At 52.8% G+C, this 22,301-nt stretch carries 12 protein-coding genes; 5 read left to right on the top strand and 7 right to left on the bottom strand.

Going from position 1 to position 22,301, the window contains the following annotated elements; all coding sequences use genetic code 11:
* Positions 1 to 142: 142 nt before the first annotated feature.
* The 4 genes from GA0061077_RS01805 to GA0061077_RS01790 form a co-directional block, all read right to left on the bottom strand.
* Positions 143 to 1,174, bottom strand: coding sequence for a TrmH family RNA methyltransferase (locus GA0061077_RS01805; protein ID WP_234696460.1), 1,032 nt, complete (start codon positions 1,172 to 1,174; stop codon positions 143 to 145).
* 174 nt (positions 1,175 to 1,348) lie between these two features.
* The gene (locus GA0061077_RS01800; protein WP_091847596.1) at positions 1,349 to 4,093 is read right to left on the bottom strand and encodes an ATP-binding cassette domain-containing protein; all 2,745 of its coding nucleotides are present in this window, start codon (positions 4,091 to 4,093) and stop codon (positions 1,349 to 1,351) included.
* 38 nt (positions 4,094 to 4,131) lie between these two features.
* The gene (locus GA0061077_RS01795; protein WP_091847211.1) at positions 4,132 to 4,761 is read right to left on the bottom strand and encodes an ECF transporter S component; all 630 of its coding nucleotides are present in this window, start codon (positions 4,759 to 4,761) and stop codon (positions 4,132 to 4,134) included.
* A 266-nt stretch (positions 4,762 to 5,027) separates the two neighbouring features.
* A complete protein-coding gene (locus GA0061077_RS01790; RefSeq protein WP_091847210.1) occupies positions 5,028 to 6,395 on the bottom strand; it encodes a dipeptidase in 1,368 nt (455 codons plus the stop codon).
* Between the two features lie 130 nt (positions 6,396 to 6,525).
* Between GA0061077_RS01790 and GA0061077_RS01785 the strand changes: the two genes are divergently transcribed.
* From GA0061077_RS01785 to glnA, 4 genes are all read left to right on the top strand, one after another.
* On the top strand, positions 6,526 to 7,146 hold the full coding sequence (locus tag GA0061077_RS01785) for a DUF3043 domain-containing protein (protein ID WP_091847209.1): 621 nt from the start codon (positions 6,526 to 6,528) through the stop codon (positions 7,144 to 7,146).
* A gap of 194 nt (positions 7,147 to 7,340) precedes the next feature.
* Complete coding sequence (locus tag GA0061077_RS01780; RefSeq protein ID WP_091847595.1) at positions 7,341 to 8,888, top strand: dihydrolipoyl dehydrogenase family protein; 1,548 nt, start codon at positions 7,341 to 7,343, stop codon at positions 8,886 to 8,888.
* 99 nt (positions 8,889 to 8,987) lie between these two features.
* A complete protein-coding gene (locus GA0061077_RS01775; RefSeq protein ID WP_091847208.1) occupies positions 8,988 to 9,782 on the top strand; it encodes a DUF4191 family protein in 795 nt (264 codons plus the stop codon).
* A gap of 160 nt (positions 9,783 to 9,942) precedes the next feature.
* Positions 9,943 to 11,379: a type I glutamate--ammonia ligase gene (gene glnA / locus GA0061077_RS01770; protein ID WP_091847207.1), complete on the top strand. Its 1,437-nt coding sequence runs from the start codon at positions 9,943 to 9,945 to the stop codon at positions 11,377 to 11,379.
* Between the two features lie 374 nt (positions 11,380 to 11,753).
* Here the strand turns inward: glnA and GA0061077_RS01765 are convergent, their stop codons facing one another.
* The 3 genes from GA0061077_RS01765 to GA0061077_RS01755 all read right to left on the bottom strand — a co-directional run bounded on the left by GA0061077_RS01765 (position 11,754) and on the right by GA0061077_RS01755 (position 19,599).
* Positions 11,754 to 12,917 (bottom strand): Mrp/NBP35 family ATP-binding protein, encoded by a 1,164-nt coding sequence (locus GA0061077_RS01765; RefSeq protein WP_091847206.1) that lies wholly within the window; start codon positions 12,915 to 12,917, stop codon positions 11,754 to 11,756.
* A gap of 217 nt (positions 12,918 to 13,134) precedes the next feature.
* Positions 13,135 to 15,900 carry an NAD-dependent DNA ligase LigA gene (ligA, locus tag GA0061077_RS01760; RefSeq protein WP_375773968.1) on the bottom strand — a complete coding sequence of 922 codons (2,766 nt, stop codon included), beginning with the start codon at positions 15,898 to 15,900 and terminating at the stop codon, positions 13,135 to 13,137.
* Positions 15,901 to 16,029: 129 nt separating this feature from the next.
* Positions 16,030 to 19,599: a tetratricopeptide repeat protein gene (locus GA0061077_RS01755; protein ID WP_375773973.1), complete on the bottom strand. Its 3,570-nt coding sequence runs from the start codon at positions 19,597 to 19,599 to the stop codon at positions 16,030 to 16,032.
* Between the two features lie 110 nt (positions 19,600 to 19,709).
* Between GA0061077_RS01755 and GA0061077_RS06840 the strand changes: the two genes are divergently transcribed.
* The gene (locus GA0061077_RS06840; RefSeq protein WP_091847204.1) at positions 19,710 to 22,295 is read left to right on the top strand and encodes a hypothetical protein; all 2,586 of its coding nucleotides are present in this window, start codon (positions 19,710 to 19,712) and stop codon (positions 22,293 to 22,295) included.
* Positions 22,296 to 22,301 lie beyond the last annotated feature (6 nt).

Here is a 22,301-nt window from a genome sequence, read left to right as displayed (position 1 = left end):
TTGAAAACATCTGCGATCATATACGAAAAGTCATGAATCCCAAGCGTTTACAGCCTTTTCATTCTTTCAATATGACTCGACATACCGTCTTGCCCGCTTATGCTCGTTTCAGCAGTCAACGATTGCCATCTCGACAGGTTCTTTACACACCTTGTTCTATGTCACGAGCCATTGCCAATGTAAAAAGCAGGACCGAAGTGCTGGTTGCGAGATTAAGCGATTCAGCTTTGCCATACAATGGGATGGAGACGATACTGTTCACACGCTCAAGTACCCAGTCCGGCAAACCACGTGCTTCATTGCCGAACAGAATCGTGTGTGAAGCATTAGTGCGCCTGCCTCGCTTTGCATCTTCGTAATAGCTCCGAATGACTTCAATCAGGGACTCGGGCCTGTTCTGTTGCGTACCATAGACGTCGGCAGCTATCAGATCATTGTGTTGCCCCAACGCCCATATGAAAAACTCTTCGGTGCCCATAGTGACAACCGGCACATGAAACAGTGAGCCCGCCGAGGAACGGATAACCTTGGGGTTGAACCTGTCAACGCAGTCATCGACGAATATCACTGCTCTGGCACCTGCTGCGTCAGCAGTACGAATTACCGTACCGGCGTTCCCGGGATCACGAATCTGCCAGAACGCTGCAACGGTATTGCTTACAGGACCGGAATGAAATGTTTCTTGTGCCCGCGTCGTCAGTGTACCATCTGAAATGTGGTTCATTTCAGCGTCACTTCTGATCTCTGTTCCGCGGGTCAATAAGTTATGGACGGCTTGTGTGTCGTTTCCGGTACCGGTTTGATTGCCTGTAAACGCCTCGTCCATACAACGCTGCATGACTTCCAGATCACCCACAGCAAGGATACCCTGTGCATCCGTGCTCATACGATGCATCACCTCACCGGTGACCCTGTGAATATAAAGCCCACCCTTATCCGCCTCATCCGCGATGTTCTCAACTACCGGCGATATCATTTCATGCTGTTGATCACCAGTCTGCACGTAGCAATCAACGACCGCCTCAGGCATCCACCGAACGATTTCACGAACCGACTGCGGACCTTCAATAAGAAACTTCCCGGACTTTTTGCGCGCCTTGGTCTTTTCAAGCTCCGCCACACGCCGCACTCGTTCGGACTTGGTGCTATCAATGATGTGCTGATTGAAAGGCATGATTCCCACTGTACGCGACAGCTACGGCAACGACACGAACACCAAAGCTCGAAGGTGGTTTCTGTACTTCATGTATGTGTATGTGGATATGGCTTTAGCCTGTCAAGCCGTCACGTTGACCACAAAGTTCTAACTCCACGTGTCGTCAATAGGCGACAGTCAACCGAATGCAAATCACCCTCCAAAGAAGGTGAACGTTCCCGCGAAAGCGGCGACAATGAGGGAAAGCGTCGGAACTGCGGCACACACGATGACAAAGAGCCAATCACGTGTGTTCACTCGGCTCACCCTGGCATGGGTTCTGGGATTTTTTCCGCCGAAGCCGCGCGCCTCCATGGCCGTGGCCAACGTTGTGGAGCGGCGGATGGACAGGACCAACAATGCAAAGGTCTGAGGGAAGAACGCCTTAATCTTGTTTTCGTCGCCAAGCCCGCGCGAACGGCGCGAAGCGGCGAGTGCGTACCAATCGTCTCGCAACACGGCAAACAGACGCATTCCGGCCAGACCGCCGTAAACAAAGCGATCTGGAAGATGAAGAATCTGGCTGAACGAATCGGCAAGGTCTGTGGTTTCAACCCCAAGCACGGCAATGATTGCCGGTATACCGACAGCCAAGATACGGATGCCGGTGGCGAGTGCAAGAAGGGACGAACGGTCGGTGACAGTAATCATTGCCCAATGCCACCAGATTCGTCCGCCTTCCTTGCCATACAGCAAGACGGCGAGCGCCGATCCGGGTGCTCCGATAAAAACAGGCCAGGTCGATTTGACCACACGCCACGGTGAAAGCCCAATGCAAGCAAACAGGATGAATTCAATGAGCAATGCAAGACCTGACGATACACAGTCAAGGCTCAGTATCAGCGGCACCGCAGCAATGAAACCGCCGAACAGCCTGAATGTCGGATTCAGCGAGGCAAGAACCGTTGAACGACTTGACTGCCGTTCCTTCTCATCTCGGGAGCAGACCGGACTAACGGTGACGGTTTCAGACAAAACGCCGGAATCCCATTCATCATTATCGCGCTGCGTTGCATTCGTACCGTTTTGCGTTACACCTACGTTGTGGTCGAGACCTTGGCGTCCAACCTTATCGGTCAGCGAGGTGTCGGATGCGGACAATGCCTGGGTTACCGGCCTCGCCGCAACCTCTTCGACGTGGGATACCGCCCGGAGTTCAACAACGCGGGCACCAAGCGCAGTAACCAGATCGCGGTCGTGGGTGACGACGATGACACTTACCCCATCACCGCGCAGTGAATGTATTAGAGAAACGATCTGCATCCATGTACGCCGATCCTGACCGAAAGTCGGTTCGTCAAGCACAATGATCTTCGGAGCTGCCGCCAACGATGCCGCCACCGTCAAACGTCGTTTCTCGCCTCCGGACAGAGTATACGGATTGACAGTGGCGTACTGGCAAAGACCGAACCGACGAAGTAGGCCCAAGGCCTTTTCTCTTGCTTCTTCTTCATTCATTCCAGTGCGCAGAGGACCGAGCATCACCTCTTCAAGCACGCTTCCTCTAGCAAACTGATGCTCGGGATTCTGGAACACGTATGAGATGCGAGACGCGAGCTGGGTTGAGGTCCAACCAATCGGCGAACCACCGGACGCATCCTTTGTCAAAATCTGCGAGGCTTCGACATTTCCCGAAACCGGACGCAAAAGACCGGCCAATGTCAACGACAGGGTCGATTTTCCAACACCGTTGTGCCCAACAAACGCGGTTATTTGCTCAGAAGCAAACGAAATATCGATATTCCGGGCTATGGCCGTGCCATCTCGGCCGATCGCCAAATCTTTGGTCGAAAGTAATGTCGTTCCGTCTCCGCATGCCGGATCGCTATCTGGCTCTTCATCGTTACGGATTCGACGTATCACATCTTCAGGCCGACGATATCGTTCAGGCACCCAAATGCCCAAATCGGCAAAATCGAGCCGCCGATCACCGAATACCTCATCGGGAGTACCGTCAGCGACCACGACGGTTCGGCGGAACTCAGCGAAATCACTTCCACCGTCTTCGCGAGCGACCGTGTCCTCAGCACGGCTCTCAGGCGCAGGTCCGAGAACAATGACCCTATCGATCAAATCGATCCACGGACCCGCACGATGTTCTACCAACAACATGGTTGTTTCGCTGCGTTCCAGAGCGTCACGGACGGCACCGACAACCTGCTTGACCCCTTCCGGATCCAAGTTGGCGGTCGGTTCGTCCAAGAGAAGAGCCCCTGGCTGCATCGCTAGTACACCCGCCAAGGCTAATCGCTGCATCTGTCCGCCGCTCAAGTGCATGGTGGAACGATAAAGTTGTAATCCTTGGAGACCGACCGCTGAAAGGCTTTGCTCAACCCTGTGCCAGATTTCCGGACGTGGAACACCCATATTCTCAGGACCGAACGCCACATTGTCACCAAGACGTTCGAAAATCATCTGGGCGTCAGGATCCTGAAGAACAAGACCGACACGACCACGAGCGGATACAGCTGGGATACCGTCAACAAGAATGGAGCCCTCGGTTATCCCGCCTTCAGAATCCTCGACGGCAACCACATGCTTGTTCGATGTTTGTCCGGTAGGAACCCCATTGGCGGTGATCTGATCTCCCAACAAACCTGAAGCGCCCTCAAGAATCGTCGACTTGCCTATGCCTGAGGCACCAAGAAGCAGCACATGCTCGCCGGCTCGGATATCGAGATCAAGCCCACGGACAGCAAAATGCCGGCGTGAAGCGTGGCGATACCCCCAATGCACGAAACGAATAGAGGAAGGCGAAACCTCGGCGAATGGCTTCTCATATGAATTGCCTTCGGCTAACGAAGCGGTCGAGTCCCGTGACGAATCACTGTCTGAAGACTCACCACCGTCGCCGTTACCGCGGCACGTAACCCCATCACCGACTTTTTGGTTTTGCATGCGATCCTCCACGATGCCTGATCCCATTGCGCCGCGATTCACTTTGCGGCAGCACGAACCTGTCGTCCAGATGCGAACTTGTCAATGGCACCAGTGTTGGCTATGGCGATATAGAGATACCACATCAGCGTCCCTGCCACCAACGCCCCGGAAATCAGCGTAGCAACCAGATACCAAAGACCGTACGTACCCGTCATATTGAAACCCTGCAGATGAGTGAAGAATGTATACATCCAACAGCCGATAGCGGAAACGGCACCTGAAAGCGTGAGTGTGACTACGTTCCAGACCTTGTACGCCACGCAAAGGAATACGATTTCCGCGCACAGACCTTGAACCAGCGCAATTAGGAACGTTTCACTCCCTCCCCACGTATTGCCAAGCAATGCTTCCAGAACACCCGCAACTACTTCGGCATATGTAGCCGCTCCGGGTTTGCGAACGATAACCGCCGCAAGTGGACCTGCAAAAAGCCAGAACCCATTCATCAGACCTCCTAGACCGGGAACCAATGCATCCAAAGGAGAACCGATAGGGCCATATAACAAAGCGGCCGCCCAATAGACGAATGTACTGACCACACCTATGACGGAAGCGACGGCGATATCCACGACGCGCCACTTGAGATTTGGTTTAGAGACGAAACTTGTCTGTTGAGACGATGACATTATTTGTGCCTTTCCATTGTAAACACCGCCTATCGGTGCTTTTGCAAGGCACGGGAAAGAGAGACGTCCGTTCGCCGGCATTATCCGGACTCACGTTCATTCGGTCGAGGATTACCCTCATCTCAGCCATCTGCCGACTTGCGCCGGCAGACAGCCCCCGTGTCAGTGAACAATCCTAAAGTAAGCCCTTGTCAAATCATGATTGGCATTGGATGCCGGAAGGCGTGCTGCAATGACGAACACCGCGGCACACACCAAGGCATGGTTCAACGAGAAAGCTTTTCAAGAATCAAAGCCTCAGTAATCACATTGTTCTTCAGGCTCTTCAAATCAATCGACTCGTTGGGGCTATGCGCATTGCCCTTCGGGTCTTCGGGTCCAGTGACCAAAACCTGCGCATTCGGGAAGATGCGCTGCAATTCTGGAATGAATGGAATCGATCCACCTTCACCCTTGTTGACCGCGTCTGTACCGAACGCCTCACGCATCGCCTCCAACGCATCCTTAGTCGCCTCGGCATTCGGATCCATACTCCAGCCCATACCGGTGTCCAGCGTCTCCACCGATACCTCGGAGCCGAACGGGGCGTGTTCAGTCAGGAAATCGGTGACGGCTCTGGCCGCGTCTTCCGGACGCTGGGTCGGTGCGGTCCGGACGGAAAGTCGAAAACGAGTCTCATTGGCGATGACGTTGAACGATCCTTCGACGGGATGAGCATCAAAACCTATCACCGAAATGCTCGGTTTGGTCCACAGTCGCGAAGCCAGAGAACCCGTACCTGCGAAACGATAGGAGTCAACCACGGAGGAATCGGCACGCACATCCTCCTCATCCAAATCACGTTGAAGTCCACCGACCGGGTCTCCCCCCTCAAGGCCGGGAATGTTGAGCGAACCATCACTGGCATACATGGATGAGATAAGCATGCACGAAAGGGTGTTGGCATCGAGGATGGGGCCGCCGAACTGGCCAGAATGCACCGGATGCTCCAATGCTTTGACCGTCACATCAAGATCCGTGTTCCCGCGCAGACTGGTGGTGAGGCTCGGAATATCGGCACTCCAGTTGCCAGAATCGGCCACGATGATGACATCGGCGGCAAACTCATCCCGGTGAGCCTCCACGAATGGAATGAAGCTGGGCGAACCCATCTCCTCCTCACCCTCGATGAAGACTTTAATGTTGACTTTGAGATCATCGCCAAGGGCGTGCAACGCACCCGAGTGAATTGCGATGCCGCCGCCGTCGTCCGTAGCGCCGCGCCCGTAAAGACGACCGTCAATCTCGGTGGCCTCGAACGGGTCGGTATCCCAAGCAGAAGGATCCGGGACCGGCTGAACATCATGATGCGCGTAAAGCAGCACGGTCGGAGCGTTCGGATCGACAATTCTTGAACCAACCACCTCGAAGGCACCAGGAGTCCCATCAGGGTTCTGGGACTGCACAACCTTCGCGTCAATGCCACGCTGTTTAAGCTCGTCAGCAACGAATTGCGCCGATACGCGCATGTGCTGCCCGGCAATGCCTTGTGCCGAAACAGATTTCAGCGCAACCTTCTTGCTCAGCAGTTCGACGATTCGATTAAAATCGGCGTCAACCCTCAAACGCAGTTCTTCCTTATCCAATACCGACATCCGATGCTCCTTAATCAAGCCTGCTGTTCCATTCGATCATCACACAGACCCACGAAAATGCCGAGAATCAGCGGGAACTGACTTTATTACGACACCTGCAGCGTCGAGACTTTCCCGTATTCTCAAAGCCATGACATGGAATCCCCTCAGCAAGGACAGCGATAAGAAAACGGCCCAGGAATCCGTCGATTCCGGAGCGAGGCAAGCAGCGGCCAAAGAAGGCAAAGGCCGTCCGACTCCTAAGCGCAAGGACGCCGAGCAACGCAATCTTCATCCACTCGTCCCCAAAGACCGCAACGCGGATCGCAAAGCCGCCAAGGAACGGATGAAGAAGCGTGAGGACGAGCAGTACGAAGCGATGCGCAATGGTGACATTTCCCGTATGCCACGCGTCGAACGAGACCCCGCACACATCTACGCCCGCAATTACGTAGATGCCCGTTTCAACCTTGCCGAATATTTCATACCAGTGTTTTTCGTAGTTATGATTCTCGGCTTCATTGTGGCCATGAAATGGCCGCAGCTGTATACCCCGATCATGGCTTTAACCTATATCTATCTGATCGTGTCCGTAATTGACGTCTTCGTCATGTGGCGCAAGCTGAAGAAGAAGCTCATCGAGAAATTCGGCGAACAATCGGTCGGAAAGGGAACCCACATGGGCTCCTATGCTTGGGGCCGAGCGCTCCAACTTCGGCGTTGGCGCATGCCGAAACCCTCTTCGTCCAAACGAGGCAACTGGCCCAAATAACAGTACCGCCTACCGATTTATTTAATCGTTGCCTTCGCGCGCATTCGTTGGAATGTCGTGCGAAGGCATTCGTTTAAAGGTCGGGAGACGCTATTGAAAAGTCTGCGAAATTTCACATCATGCCGCTTATGCTGATTAATCACCTGATGTCGCATACGACCACAAGCAAAGCAAACAGACCCGGAGAAATAATCATGGAAAGCCAACATTTTGATATCGCTGTCATCGGAGGTGGACCCGGAGGATACGCAACGGCGTTACGTGCCGCTGAGCTTGAGCTTTCTGTGGCATTGATCAATCGGGAACAACGACTTGGCGGCACTTGCCTCAATCGCGGTTGCATCCCTTCCAAGGCACTGATCACGGCAACCAGGTCAATTCACGATGCCCACGAAGCAGCTAGAATGGGCATCAATACCAAGGTCGAAGGTATTGATTTCGTAAAACTCAAGGCTTTCAAAAATCAATCCGTCAGTGACATGATCGACGGTCTTTTCTCACTGCTTAATGCCAGAAAAATAACGGTTTTCAACGGTGAAGCTTCAATTACCGCTGAACAGCAGATTGAAATTAAAACGACTAAAACAGATACCGATCAACCAAAAAACACGCCCATCACGGCCGATGACATCGTGGTCGCCACCGGTTCGCGACCCAGGCCGTTGCCTGATTACCCATTCACAGGTGCACTGATTGATTCGACCCAAGCACTTGACCTTGCAGAATTCCCCAAATCTGCAATAATTGTCGGCGCAGGCGCAGTCGCAGTTGAATTTGCTTCGATGTGGGCTGCCGCTGGAGTTGACGTGACGTTGCTCATACGTAACGAGCGAGTGCTCTCACATGCCGACAGGCGCACATCGATGACACTTACGCGAGCCCTGGCAGGCAACGGCATTCGGCTGGTTACTCATAGTCATGTCACCAACGTCAAAACCGGGATACTGCCTTCATATCTTGGCGATTCAACCAAAAGTGCCGCTGAAGCAACCTCGGAATCTACGATGAACGGATGCACGACCAACACTGCAAGCGAAAAGCAAGGCAAGGTGGGCGCCACCGTTTCCTATACCTGCGGAAACGACAGCACGGAACATGAATGCACCGCAGATGTAGTGCTGGCGGCAATAGGTCGCGACCCGAATACCGACCAGCGATGGTTTGCTGACGCAGGAATCGCCTTGGATGAACAAGGTATGGTCAGAACCGATGCCTATGGACACACCTCACAACCGGGTCTTTGGGCACTGGGAGACATCACACAGGGCCCGGCACTCGCGTATCGAGCCTTTGAGCAAGGCATTGTCATCGCCGAGTCCGTTGCGGGATTGAATCCGAAACCGGTCAATAATGCTACGGTGCCGGAAATCGTTTTTTCCACACCTGAATTTGCAACCGTCGGCATGACCATGGATGAGGCCAAGGCAGACCAGGGCATCATCGGGCCCAAGGAAAGCTCATATCCGATGATGGGCAATGCAAGGATACGGATGAGCGGAAGCTCCGGTTCGCTCACGTTGATTACCGGAGCGTACATCGACAATCCCGATACGCCGGTGGTTCTAGGGGCGCACCTTGTGGCACCTGACGCCAGCGATCTCATTGCAGAAGCGCAGCAGCTGATCGGTAACCGCGTTCCCCTCTCACAGGCGGCAGGCCTTATCCACCCACATCCGACATTCAGCGAGGCATTCGGCGAAGCACTGCTCAAGGCAGATGGCCGTCCGTTGCACACCAGATGATTGCGTGTTGGCACAACAGACCTAACCGCTCTACTTCCGCCATCACTGGTACCATTGTCAACTAGTTTTTTGTTTTTCGATATGCAAGTGAGGAAGTCGATGGCCAAAGTGAACCAGACGAAAAAAGACAAGAAAAAAGGGCCGAAGGTTATCCAGCAGATTCGACAGATCTACACTTACACGCACGCCGACGATCCGGCACTGCCTTGGCTGCTGCTCAGCGCCCTCCTTCTTCCAATTGTCGTCGGAGTGGTTGCGGGGCTGTTGCTTCACTGGGGTTGGATTACCTGGACATTCATGGTCATCCTTACGATAATGCTTGGCGTACTGCTGTTCACCATGACTCTGACCAAGCGCGCGGACAAGGTCGGGTACGCAAAGCTGGAAGGCCAGCCTGGAGCAGCCGTCAGCGTGCTGGGCAACATCAACAAGGCAGGATTCAACTTCCCGCAAACTCCGGTCTGGGTTGATCCGAAAACGAAGGAAGCCATTTGGCGCGGCACCGGCTACAACGGCATCTATCTGTTGGCCGAAGGGAATTCGCAACGAACCAAGCGCCCTTTGGAACGTCAGAAGCAGGCAATCAAGGGTGTAACCGCAGGAAGCAACATCCCCGTTTACACCCTTTCCATCGGTACTGGCGAAGGTCAGGTACGGCTTCGCGACCTGCGAAAAGCCGTGCTCAAGTGCAAAAGCTACGAGCCCGCCGAGCACAAGTTCGCTTTTATGAACAAGATTCGTCCACGTCGCCGTTTTATGCTGACCAAGTTTGAACTGGAAACGTTGGATGACAGGCTGCGCACACTGCAGGAAAAGCGCGGCATGGGAATTCCCAAGGGCATGGATCCAACACGCCCTCAGCGCATCAGTCGTCGCGCCATGCGTGGCCGGTGATTCTCCATCCCCTCACGATCCAACCGCGAGGGGATTCTTTTATTCGTTCAAATATAACGACGGAACCGATTACGAAACATATTCGTAACTCAATAAATGACCCGATGAAACTCTTTATCCTAAACTTGAAGATTGTTAGCACAACGAAAGGAGCGGTCCATTGACTGCACTCGAAACGAAGGAAGACCTCGAAGCCCTCATCAACACTGAAGGCGTGGAATACATCTCCATACGCTTTACCGACTTGCTCGGCGGACAGCAGCACTTCACCGTGCCGGCGAGTGAATTCCTTAAAGATGCCTTCACCGACGGCGAACCATTTGACGGTTCTTCCATCCGAGGCTTCCAAGCCATCGAGAACTCGGATATGAAACTGATTCCCGACGTTTCCACCGCCTTCATCGATCCGTTCCGTAAACACAAAACGCTCGTGGTTGCACACTCCGTCGTCGATCCAATCACCATGGAGCCGTATTCACGCGATCCTCGCCAAGTAGCCGCAAAGGCCGAAGCCTACATCAAGTCCACTGGCGTAGCCGATACGGCCTGCTTCGCTCCTGAAGCCGAATTCTTTATTTTTGACAGCGTTCGTTATGAAAACTCGACGCAGCGTTCCTTCTACGAGGTCGATTCAAACGAAGGCCCCTGGAACACCGGTGTCGAAACCGAAGCGGACGGTTCACCCAACATCGGTTTCAAAAACCGCGTCAAGGGCGGATATTTCCCGCCGGCTCCGCAGGATCACAACCAGGATTTGCGCGACGATATGGTAGCGAATCTACAGCGGGTAGGCCTGGTGCTTGAACGTAGCCACCACGAGGTGGGCGGCGCTGGCCAGCAGGAGATCAACTATCGTTTCAACACCTTGCAGCATGCAGGCGACGACTTGCAGAAGTACAAGTATGTGGTGCATGAGACCGCTTTCGAAGCGGGCAAGGCCGTCACTTTCATGCCAAAGCCGATAGCCGGAGACAACGGCACGGGCATGCACTGCCATCAGTCGCTATGGAAAGACGGAAAGCCGCTTTTCTTCGATGAGAACGGCTATGGAGGTCTTTCCGACATCGCACGTTGGTATATCGGTGGCCTGATCAAGCATGCTTCCTCAGTACTCGCGTTCACCAACCCATCTCTCAACTCATACAAGCGTCTTGTGCCCGGCTACGAAGCTCCAACGAATTTGGTCTATTCGGCCCGGAACCGTTCGGCTGCCATCCGTATCCCGTTCGCAGGCACAGCTCCTGCAGCCAAACGCATAGAGTTCCGTGTCCCTGACCCTTCCTGCAACCCGTTCCTTGCGTTCTCTGCACAGTTGATGGCAGGCATGGACGGCGTGCTCAACCACATCGAGCCTCCGGCCCCTGTCGATAAGGACATCTACGAGCTGCCGCCGGAAGAGCTTGACAATATGAAGCATGTCCCCGCTTCCCTTGATGAGGCACTCAATGCTTTGGAAGAGGACAATGACTTCCTGACAGCAGGTGATGTATTCACAACCGATTTGCTGGAAACCTGGGTTTCGCTCAAGCGCAACGAGATTGATCAACAGCGTCTGGCGCCGACTCCTCTGGAGTACGAACTGTACTTCAACTGCTGACGCGTATAACCAATAAGATTCCGAATCGAGAAATCATTGGTAGAAAAGGTTGCCGCACATGGCATAAATAGTGCGACAACCTTTTTAAATTTCTGCATCTGAGACGTAGTATTCGTCATTAGGCATCTTCTTGCAACCCTTCACATTCCGGAAACTTCGACATTCTTTAAGTGATTAAGGATTACAGGATCATGAAATTGAACATCGTGAAATTCGGCAACAACGACAACGAGACTGATCGAGATTGATTTTTCTCACCATATTTACAAAGAAATAATATGAGACATACAGCTGGTGAATTATTATCGCGTAGGCCATGAGATCAAAGAGACATGGGTATGAAAACGCCACTGGCAGCTGAAACAAACAAGTCGTCAATTAGCGACAGTGCTTTTAGGATTCCGTCTGTCTTGATTATACATAAGATCCAGTGCCAAGGTTTTGAAGGAATCAGCCAGTGAGTTTGCTTCCAACTTCCCATCACGGGTAAGCACGGCAGGTCGACCCGATTCGCCGATTTCCCTTATTTCGGGCTGAAGCGGCAATTGAGCCAACAAAGGAACATCGAAGCCCAAAGCCTCAGTCAGCTGATCAGCTACCCGCTGTCCTCCACCCTCCCCGAAAATACGCAGACGCTCGTTGTTATAATCGTAGTAGCTCATGTTCTCCACCACACCACGCACGTTCATCGGCACCTGCAAAGCGACCAAACCCGAACGAACGGCAACATCTGAGGCACTTGGTTGCGGAGTCGTCACAATTACCAATTCGGCATTAGGCAGCGCCTGCGCCACGGAAATGGCCATGTCTCCAGTGCCCGGAGCCAAATCAAGCAACAGCACATCAGGACTTCCCCACCAAACATCAGCAAGAAACTGTTCAAGCGAACGTTGAAGGCGAGGACCACGCCACAAAATCGCCCGATCCGACCCAGCGAACATACCGATGGAAATCATCTTGACACCCCAAGCAACCACAGGCATAAGCATCCCATTCAGATCGGTCGGGCGCGTATTAATTCCAAACAGAGCAGGTAGTGAAAAACCGTAGATATCAGCATCGATAACTGCCGTATCATAGCCGAGCGCCGAGAACGTTGCCGCGAGATTGGCGGTCACTGAAGATTTGCCGACACCACCCTTACCAGAAGCAATAGCGAAAATACGGGTTTTGGTGCCTGGCTTGTTGAATGGATTCTCTCGTCTCTCTGCTTTCAATTCGCCAACCAAACGTTTCAGCTTTTCAGAACTCATAGCACCTATTTCAATTCTCGGTGTCAACGCTGAACCGGGATACGATCGTACGGCCTCTTGTATGCGGGTGCTAATCGTCTTAGAAAGCGGGCACCCGGGAACGGTCAGTTCAACATGTACTGTTACTTCATAGCCATTGTCTGTTTCGTCGCTAGGACTTACCCTCACTTCGGGAATCATTCCCAAATCTGTGACGGAGCGGCCGAGTTCAGGGTCTATGACATGGCAAAGACGATCATAAACCTCATGCTCAATCCGCTGTTCAATCGTATCGTTATCCGTCATCGCGCCTTCCTTGTGTACTTGGTCATTCCACTGTATCGTTTTCAAAGACGGCCCGCCAGTACTTTCTTCTGGGGTTTCGAATACTGCATTATCGCTTTACGCGTCCCAGGATGACCATTTCAACCCGACACACAGCGACAGAAGCGAACTCGACATTGCTGCCATGTCTGCATCTGGCGATTGTTGGCATTCCAAGACGTGAGGATTGGAATGCCACTCAGGCCTTGACGGCCGACTCGCCGTTTTCCAGCAATGCGCCGAACTGCTTTTCATCAAGTTGCGGAACACCCAATTCCTCTGCTTTTGCGGCTTTAGATCCCGCATTTGCACCAATAACAACGTAGTTGGTTTTTTTGCTCACCGAACCCGCTGCCTTGCCACCGCGTTCAACGATAGCTTCCTTGGCCGATTCTCGACTATAGCCTTCCAACGAACCTGTGACAACCACTGTGAGGCCCTCAAGAGTCTGTGGCAACGTATTCTCTTCAACGTTCTGGCCGACACCGGCTTCCTTCCAAGCTTCGAGAATCCTACCTCGCCAATCGCCCGGCCTTTTCGCATCAGTGAACCATGAGACCACTGATTCCGCTATTTCCTGACCGATTCCGTCAATGGTCACCAAGTCTTCGATATCTGCCTGTGCAATTGCCTCAAGCGAACCAAAACGATTCGCCAGAAGCCTTGCAGTAGGAGGTCCGAGACGACGAATCGACAACGCGACCAGTACACGCCATAAATCGGCCTGCTTGGCCTTATCAATTTCCTCCAGCATCTTCTTGGTGTTCTCGCCCGGACGAACATAAACCGGCTGTTCACTAAAGCCTTCGCGTGTTTTGCGATGCTTGGTTCCGACTATCACAGCATCGTCGGGAACGTCATACTCCGGATATGGCGACGGCACCGAGTCCTCTGCAGATTTATCCGATACACAAGATTGAGCCGATTCCGCCTTATCCGATACCGATGCTGTAGGACGAACGTCTTTGTTTAACGAATCGTTGACCTTGCTTCTTTTGGCCTCGGTCGGCGTCGTCCAAAAAGCTGGGACCCGATGCCAAAGTCCTGAACCCCCACGGTTATGACGGTATTTATGCTTACGCCCATTGCTGTCGACATGCACACCCACTTCGATAATCGGAGATTCACGCCAGACTTCCACATCCTTAAGACCGGACGAAGTCAATGAAAACAGATCCGCTTCGCTGGTAAGCACCGGCATCTGTCGTTCAGGCAACTGCAAGCCAGCCACAGGTTCGTACGGTTCAGGTTCCTGCCCTGGTCCGACTTCAATGTCACGAAGATCAGGCGCATATGTTTGTACGGAATCGGGCCGGTTCTCTTCCGGATTGGTCAGCGCGATAGCGCTCTGTTCTCCCAAATGTTCGATATCAAGGGCTTTACGGCCGGCAAGATTCATCACCCGCTGAGTAAACTGCGCCGGACATGCTTCAACGTTCGGACAACGAATATCCTTGTCACCTTCTTTCGCGGGTGCCAGCGGTGTATTGCAAGAGGGACAATGTGTGGGCATAACAAATTCATGCAGTTCGTTCTCTCGGCCTTTTCTTCGTTCCAGCACGGGGCCAACGATTTCAGGAATCACATCGCCGGCCTTACGAACTACAACCGTGTCCCCAATCAGCAGGTTCTTGTGCTTTACCTCAGAAGGGTTGTGCAACGTCGCAGAAGCCACTGTCGAACCGGCTACATACACAGGTTGCAAGACAGCAACAGGAGTAACACGTCCGGTGCGCCCGACTTGCACAACGATGTCAAGCAGCTTGGTGTTGACTTCCTCCGGCGGATATTTATAGGCAATAGCCCAGCGTGGCGCTCGCGAAGTGGCACCCAAGTGTCGCTGCAGAGCCAGATCATCGACCTTAACCACAATGCCGTCGATTGCATGCTCGATGTCGCCGCGGTTCTCGCCGTAGTACTCGATCATCTCCAGTATCTGGTCGAACGTAGTGACTTCATGGTTGTGGGAAGAGACTGGAATCCCCCACTTCTCATACAACGCGTAGGCCTCGGACTGGTCATTGACTTCATCATGACCTTCGTTGGCGGATCCGGATGCCCATTTCAACGTACCCAAACCATGCGCATAGAAACTCAGAGGGCGCGTAGCAGTGATGCGAGGATCCTTCTGGCGCAACGATCCCGCAGCAGCATTACGAGGGTTGGCAAACGGAGGCTTACCGCCTTCTTCGTTACGTTTGTTCAAATCACGAAAATCGTCCCAGCGCATGAAAACCTCACCGCGCACCTCCACAAATTCCGGTATATCTTGCGTCGATCCCTTAAGATTTTGCGGGATCGTGGAAATGGTACGCACATTTGTGGTGATATCCTCACCTGTCATTCCATCACCACGCGTGAGCCCTCGCTCCAAAACACCGTCATGATAAAGCAAGTCCAAGGCCAAGCCATCAATCTTAATCTCACAGGTCATGGGCAAGGGCTTATTTTCAGGCCATTCCAAGGCTTTGAGAACACCGTCATACCACTCCTTCAATTCCTCCAAAGAAAAGACGTCATCGAGACTGAGCATTTTTGACGGAAGCTTGACGTCGGGAAACTCGTTCGAAAACGTTCCACCGACCCGGTGCGTTGGCGACTGCGGATTGTCCAACGAAGGAAAATCTGCCTCAAGCTGCTGGAGACAACGCAGGAACGTGTCATATGCAGCATCTGAGCTGATGGGATTGTCATCGATGTAGTAAGCCATTTGGTCGCTTTCGACCCAAGCGGCCACTCTGGCCCACAACCGTTCGGCTGCCTGACTGGTCAGTTCTGCAACATCCAGTCGAGCCAGTCGCGACGCGTCCGCATCGGTGTGCTGCAGTGAAGCAATCCACTCGAGCGAACCGGGCGCATATTGTGCAATACCGGTGTTCTCCATCACTTCCTGCCCTTCGCTGTCGAAATCCCAGGCCGGCTGATCGCCCTGCTGCGCGCGTACCGACTTTTCATCCTTCATCATCGTCCGCCTGCCTTGTCCATATTGCCCCATTTCTTACCGCATTAGGCTGTTAATCCTCATAGAAATGAGCCACATTCCTCTTGCTTCGATTCTACGGTCAGCCCGGAATCAAGCGCAACAGGCATGTCCCTAGACGTTGAGGGAACGCAGGAACAGACCCTGTGCCATATCGATGCCATCACCTGCGCTATCATCCATGCGAGCTGCGGCAATCGAAAGCGTGCGGGCGGGCACAAACATGGCCGTATCCACACAGACTCTGGCTGCCTCATGAACAATTTCAGCCACTTCAGTATGCGGCCAGACCGGCAGTTCATGTAATGTAAGCACCTTTTGCGCTGACCTAAAGGAAGTAGGAACCAAAATGCATTGCGATTGCGCCCGCGCCAGCAGTTCCTGTAATTCTTCATCAAGTGATGCAATCTTGCTCGGCGAAATATGCTCACTCATGATATAGCTGGCAACTGCCACATCGAAATCGCCACACATCCATTCCGCATAAGCAAGACGATAGTATGCGTACGCTGCATCATCTCGATCAAGCGAAACACGCAATGCGTTCAAGCAAGCTGCACGAGCGGAATTCCAATCCTCTTCGCGTGCCAACTGCACCGCCAGCCTCATATGCGACAGCGGGTATGTGGGAGCATAAGCTACCATCGCGTTCAAATGCGGCAGCGCCGCCTTGGCACCCTGCAATTGCGCAAGCAAGTCGGCAAGCTCCATGTGCGCGTAAAACAGGTTGTCTGGGATAAGAACCGTACGTTCGTCGCTGGTGGCAAACAGACGGTTGTAAACCACCCGCTCTGCGTAGGAATTGAAATAACGTGGCGTACTGCTACCGTCTGCATACAGCTCGTCTACCCGCTCCACCGCATCTTCGAGCGTGGTAATGGCCTGCTCAACCTGTCCGGAAAATAGCAAATCACGGGCCTTAACTCGCTGTGCGTCGAGATCTTGGGAAAGTGTGAAATCCAAGTTGGGTGTATCGACCCCATCAATCAACGCCCGACTGACGGAAGGTGCCAACTTGTTGAGTTCCGGATCACCGTTTTCCTCAACAAGAGCCATGGCACGCTGAGCTTTGGCAACGCTCGGCAGAGAATCGCTCTCAGCAATACGATGGAAATCCGAAACGGCTCGCTGCAACAGATCCGCCCGTTGAACCGACAACCCTACGATGTTGTCCGCTCCCAATATTTTGCTGGCTTCCCCCCGCAACGTGGCGTCGGAAAGCTCAGGCTCTTCCTGACTTCCCAGCGGCGAAAAACGCTTGTCCCGCAAAGTGAACTGAGGATACACGTCAAGCGAGCCCGTCCCGTCGATATTCAACGATGCTCCAAAATCCGTGTAAATCTGTTCAGGATGACTCAGCCCTTCAGACCTGATATAATCCAAAAATCGCTCACGTGTAAACGTCACCGACACCATGTTATGCATGGTCGGTCCACTGTGCAGCAACGCTAGCGGATTGACTTGTTCATCTTCATCATTGCCGACTGAATCTTTCTCCTGCTGGTCTCCCTGAGGGACAGACAAAGCAATGCTGTCAAAATCTACACCAGCCATCAAATCGGTGAACTCTGCCTCAATCTGCGCATCGCCAACCGTGTCGTCGTTCTCTGATTGGGTCTGTGCCGAACCAGAATTGTCTTCATCTGAAGCAAAAGGAATGTCTTCATCCTTCGCATCACACCCAAAACCGGATGTCTCTTGGTCTCTATTGCCGGCATCCGTATCATCATTATGACCGTGCCAAATATCATCCTGCGACTCGGAATACTGTTGGCGATGCATGTCATCTTCACTGCCCGATGACTCGTGATTGCCTGAAGACGGGAAAGCCTGAGCTGGCGGCGCCCCGAAGGAACCACCGTCCTGTGCTGAACCCATCGGTGCGGGACGCGAGGGATCGCCATGAATGTCGCCGTCCTTTGGATCTGCTTTGGATCCCCCTTTACGCATGTCACCAGAGTGCATACGCTCAAAGGTCCCCAATGCCTGCGCCATAAGCTTGGAAATCGCGGAATCCTGTTGCTCCACGGCTTCCTCAAGCCCCATCGAGTCGATGCGGACCGAGACATTGGATACATGCTCATCAACACCAAAACACAAAGCGGCGATCATGATTCCAACACGCAGGTTATAACGCTCGCTCATGCGGGTACGTTCCTCATCACTCAGAGAAACCCAAGTGTGGCTGGGCACGTCATAGCGACTCGTCGGCATCATCGTATGACCGGCGGTGGTGAATGACACCGCCACATTACCTTCGCTGAGATTCGAACGAAATTCTGTATCGAAGCGATATGGCAATCGCAGTCGTCGCAACAGTATGGAAACCGCTTGGCGATACACCCACTCACCACAGCCAGTCATTTGCGCGCCGTACGCTTTGGCAGCATGTTGGGTCGCAATGTTCGATAATGGCGCTTTCAAAGCGATTTCATTTGACGTACGGGCGGCCGCATCAAGCAAACGAGACAAGGACATTGAACTTGGCTCATGAAGATCCAAAACCTGATCCGCTGACGGCTTCAACGCAAGCAACGCGGGATTTTCAAGTAACGCATGGTCAATTCTTGCCGCTTGGGCACGAGTAACCGTGTCCTCAATAGGAGAAGCACCGATATGCGAATTTTGTTCAAGCCACGCGCTTACAGCAGCAAAACGATTGAGGTTGCCTTCGATATTGAGAGCTTCGAGTGCCGACACTAGATCCAAGGAATCGTCCCAAGTGAAGAAATACGCACCTGAATAACTCGAAGTATACAGATGCAAAGGTTCCGCTCCATGCACTGCCTCAAGACCTGTGGAAGGTTTGAGAGCTCCTGATTCACGCATCAGATCGGCAAAATAGTCCTCAAGCCCCGAAACGCGCATGCCATGCGCCCGAGCCTCAAGACTGTCACGTACACTGCGTCGAATCGCCCCCAACGGCGCCTCACGATTGAGCCGACGGAAGATATTGCCGGCTCCGAAACCAATGAGCGAGCCTTCCATCTGAGGAAGCATGTAAGAAGCGAAAAAAGCAATCGCCACAGCGTCTCGGTATTCAAGATTCAGTCTCAAGGATTCAGGCAAATTATAACGCATCTGCTCCAGCGTGTAACGTTTGTCGTGTTCAAGCCAAGAGGCCAGCCATGTCATCCTACCGAACATGTCACGCCCGACGATACCCCCTTGAAGGACAGTCACACCTTGTCCTGTTGAAGTTGCGCCGCGATTGGAATATGAGGTGTCACCCAAACTGTCGCCAAGTGTGTCACTGGAACGCCCGCTCATTCTGGCATCATCATGCAACGAGGAGTCACCCTCCTTGCCAAAAATCAGTACGGGGTCCAGTTCATGGGTATCCATCTGCAGGCTGTGTCCCAAGAAGACGCGGCCTTTGCCATCAGCCAAAGCTATCTGGCAGAATTCCTGACGTTTGAGGAATACACCAATTGAAAAAAAGTGTCCACCAAATTGAGGCAGCTGCGCCCAACCGAGCAGTAGGTCCTTCGGGACGCCTGGAAAATCCTTGAAAATGTGGCGTTTGACTGCAGGCCCCAGATAAACCGCATGAACCGAAATATCCTGCATCGTCGAATCATCTTCACTGTTATGAGAAGGCGAGGAAGATGGTTGCCTCGGCCTTCGGACTGCGTTACCGGCCATGGCATTCACACCGCGCGCAAGCCGATGGACCTGCCTCATGAATCCGCCTTGAGATGTGAAATCAGCGAAATCATGCAAATGCTGTGTGAAATCAGACATAATGCGTATTCTTTCAATCCAACCAGACATAAAGCTTATAGAATAATGGTGTGAACACTTTCGAGCACAGCTTTTTTTACCGTCATAAGACCGCCATATCAGTGTTGTTGACTGGGGTTGTTATTTTTTTGCTCGAATGCGTCGTTTTTAATCTTCCATTTTGGACCACGCTAGGAGCAAGCCGTGATTCTTCGAATGCCTTGAACGACCTCGGCCCGGGTCTGGAACGTGAGGCAGACGGAACGCTCACAGTTACCGATCCTACTTCAGCTTTTCTGCTGACCCGAAGCGATGGAAGCTCACCATACATACGCATCGATCCCACGGAAACGACATTCCGTTTTTCCTCACCCGCACAGGTATTGGACCCTAAGCATGACCCGCAACGAGACACCCCAATACGTAATGCATCACAATCAGCACTTGAAACATTCCATGTGCGCGTGGACACGCCCGTGAAGACCTCGCCTGTACGTTCAGTTTCAGCGGCCGTGTCGGACTCCCTGTATCTTTCCATATCTAATCCGAGTGATGCACCGCAGTCGACACCCATCAAAGTGTGGATTCAGGAGCCGATTGGTACTCGCGTCGACATCGCTGCCGTTCATGCAAATGTCCACGTTCCTTTTCACGCGGATTTAGGACGCGTGGCCGCCATGATCGGCATCGTTGTATTACTGGCACTGTGGCTGCCGTCTTCACGGCTATGGCGGATGCGTTTGGATACAGCAAATATACGTCAGCGTCTCGCGTTCGGAACATTTATGGCTGTCATGGGTGCAATAACGACACTCTCCATTGTTCGTTCGCTGTTATCAGCGAATTCGTCCACTTTCCACGACCCTGGCAACTATACCTACGATTTCAATCAATACGGTCATCTTGCGGACTCGTTGCTGCATGGACGACTTTCCATCGATCTGCCCGTTCCTCAAGCACTGAACGACACACCTAACCCCTATGATCCTCAGGTTCGCGAAAAGCTGCTTGACCAAGGTGTCACCCCAATTTATTGGGACTATTCCTTCTACCACGGACACTGGTATTCATATTTCGGGGTATTGCCGGCTCTGCTACTGTTCGCGCCATATCGTCTTATAACTTCGTTATTTGTACCCGGCGGCCTGATGCTGCCAACCGGCGTCGCAGTGGCGCTGTTACTTTTCATCTTCGTTCTTTTTGGCTCCCTACTCGTCATTCGCATTCTTGCCACGCACAACCCTCAAACCTCTTTGGCAGCCACTTCGATGGCTATTACATTGTTTTTGTTGGGCTCTCAGGCAGGATATCTCGCGTTCCGAATTAATTTCTACTCTGTTCCGTTTGCCGCATCATTGGCTTTGAGTGTGCTCGGTCTCTGGTTCTGGCTGGGTGCTGCACAAAAGTTGACGTCAGCGGGCAACACATCGCCGTCGATGTTGCCGCATCGCCGTCGATCCGCACAAACGTCAGTAAAACCACAAAAGCGAAACGGTTTTATTCACCCTCACGTCATAGCCTTCGGGGATTGTGCACCGGTTTCAGTACCTCATTTGGCTGCAGGGTCACTGTGTCTGGCAGCCAATTTCGGTTGCCGGCCGCCGTTCACGCTCACGGCATTGCTCGGGTTTGCAATATTCTGGCCCCAGATTCGCCAGATATTGCGAGCGCAATCCCATACCATATTCCAATCAGCCACGATGATTCCGTCCACCACAAAACAAGGTGTATCGATTAGCACCCAAGTAGGCGCAAAAGACAGCGCAAGGCCACGGAGAACCAAATCTTCTGTACAAGCAACAAACAGGTTGGGCCCTACAGGAGCAGCTATTTGTGCGATCCTGCTTCCGGCATTGACGGTCGTGATACCTCTGTGCTTGTATAACATGGCTCGTTTCGGCTCACCCATCAATTTCGGCGACCGATACCAGATCACAGTAACAAATCTGACGCATTATCGAAATGCCGGCGAAAACCTGCTTCCAACGCTCGTCTACTATCTGTTCCTTCGACCTTACGGTTCGCAGACGTTCCCCTTCCTTTCCATCAACCCCACACCGCTGCCCTCTTGGAGTTATACGGAACCTCTCGTGGCCGGCCTTTTTGTGCTCTGCCCACCGCTTTTGCTCATTGTATTGCTACTGATTCCTTGCATCAGACGACGGCTACGTCAATCTGGATTACTGCGCATTGTCCTTTCACTGCCAGTATTAGCCTTACTGCTGCTGCTCATCGACAGCGTGCGAGGAGGTCTCGGATGGCGGTACATGATCGATTTCGGATGGCTGTTTGCTTTGGCGGCAGTGGCGGTCATGGTAGCGTTACTTCCAGACGCACAGGATGGTAAGAGAGACGCAAACATACAGGCACTGCGCCACATTGATAATGCGTTGAAGGGAGCAACTGATCCAGTGCACCAAACGCGAAGGCGAGGCCAAATAAGGCTTTTGTTTTTTGTGCATGATGCATCACCGCACACCAGACTTCGACATATCGGATGGAAGAGCACGTTTGTTCGCATAGTGATGCTGCTGTTGATGCTTGCCAGTATTGTCATGGCGTTTCTGACCATATTCGTCCCTGGTCGCGAGGATGCGTTGATACGCACCGATCCCGCATTGTTCCAAGAGGTTGCGTCATGGTTCCGAATCTGGTGAGTCAGA

The sequence above is a fragment of the Bifidobacterium commune genome (assembly GCF_900094885.1).
Classification (GTDB): domain Bacteria; phylum Actinomycetota; class Actinomycetes; order Actinomycetales; family Bifidobacteriaceae; genus Bifidobacterium; species Bifidobacterium commune.
The sequence above is the reverse complement of the archived record's forward strand: the minus strand, read 5'-3'. Positions and strand labels throughout refer to the sequence as shown.

Bases quoted from the DNA above. Each gene is read 5' to 3' on its own strand.
- GA0061077_RS01755 (WP_375773973.1), bottom strand. From the start codon at position 19,599: ATGAGGCAGGTCCATCGGCTTGCGCGCGGTGTGAATGCCATGGCCGGT.
- GA0061077_RS01790 (WP_091847210.1), bottom strand. From the start codon at position 6,395: ATGTCGGTATTGGATAAGGAAGAACTGCGTTTGAGGGTTGACGCCGAT.
- GA0061077_RS01785 (WP_091847209.1), top strand. From the start codon at position 6,526: ATGACATGGAATCCCCTCAGCAAGGACAGCGATAAGAAAACGGCCCAG.
- ligA (WP_375773968.1), bottom strand. From the start codon at position 15,900: ATGATGAAGGATGAAAAGTCGGTACGCGCGCAGCAGGGCGATCAGCCG.
- GA0061077_RS01780 (WP_091847595.1), top strand. From the start codon at position 7,341: ATGGAAAGCCAACATTTTGATATCGCTGTCATCGGAGGTGGACCCGGA.
- GA0061077_RS01775 (WP_091847208.1), top strand. From the start codon at position 8,988: ATGGCCAAAGTGAACCAGACGAAAAAAGACAAGAAAAAAGGGCCGAAG.
- GA0061077_RS01805 (WP_234696460.1), bottom strand. From the start codon at position 1,174: ATGCCTTTCAATCAGCACATCATTGATAGCACCAAGTCCGAACGAGTG.
- GA0061077_RS01800 (WP_091847596.1), bottom strand. From the start codon at position 4,093: ATGCAAAACCAAAAAGTCGGTGATGGGGTTACGTGCCGCGGTAACGGC.
- GA0061077_RS01765 (WP_091847206.1), bottom strand. From the start codon at position 12,917: ATGACGGATAACGATACGATTGAACAGCGGATTGAGCATGAGGTTTAT.
- GA0061077_RS01795 (WP_091847211.1), bottom strand. From the start codon at position 4,761: ATGTCATCGTCTCAACAGACAAGTTTCGTCTCTAAACCAAATCTCAAG.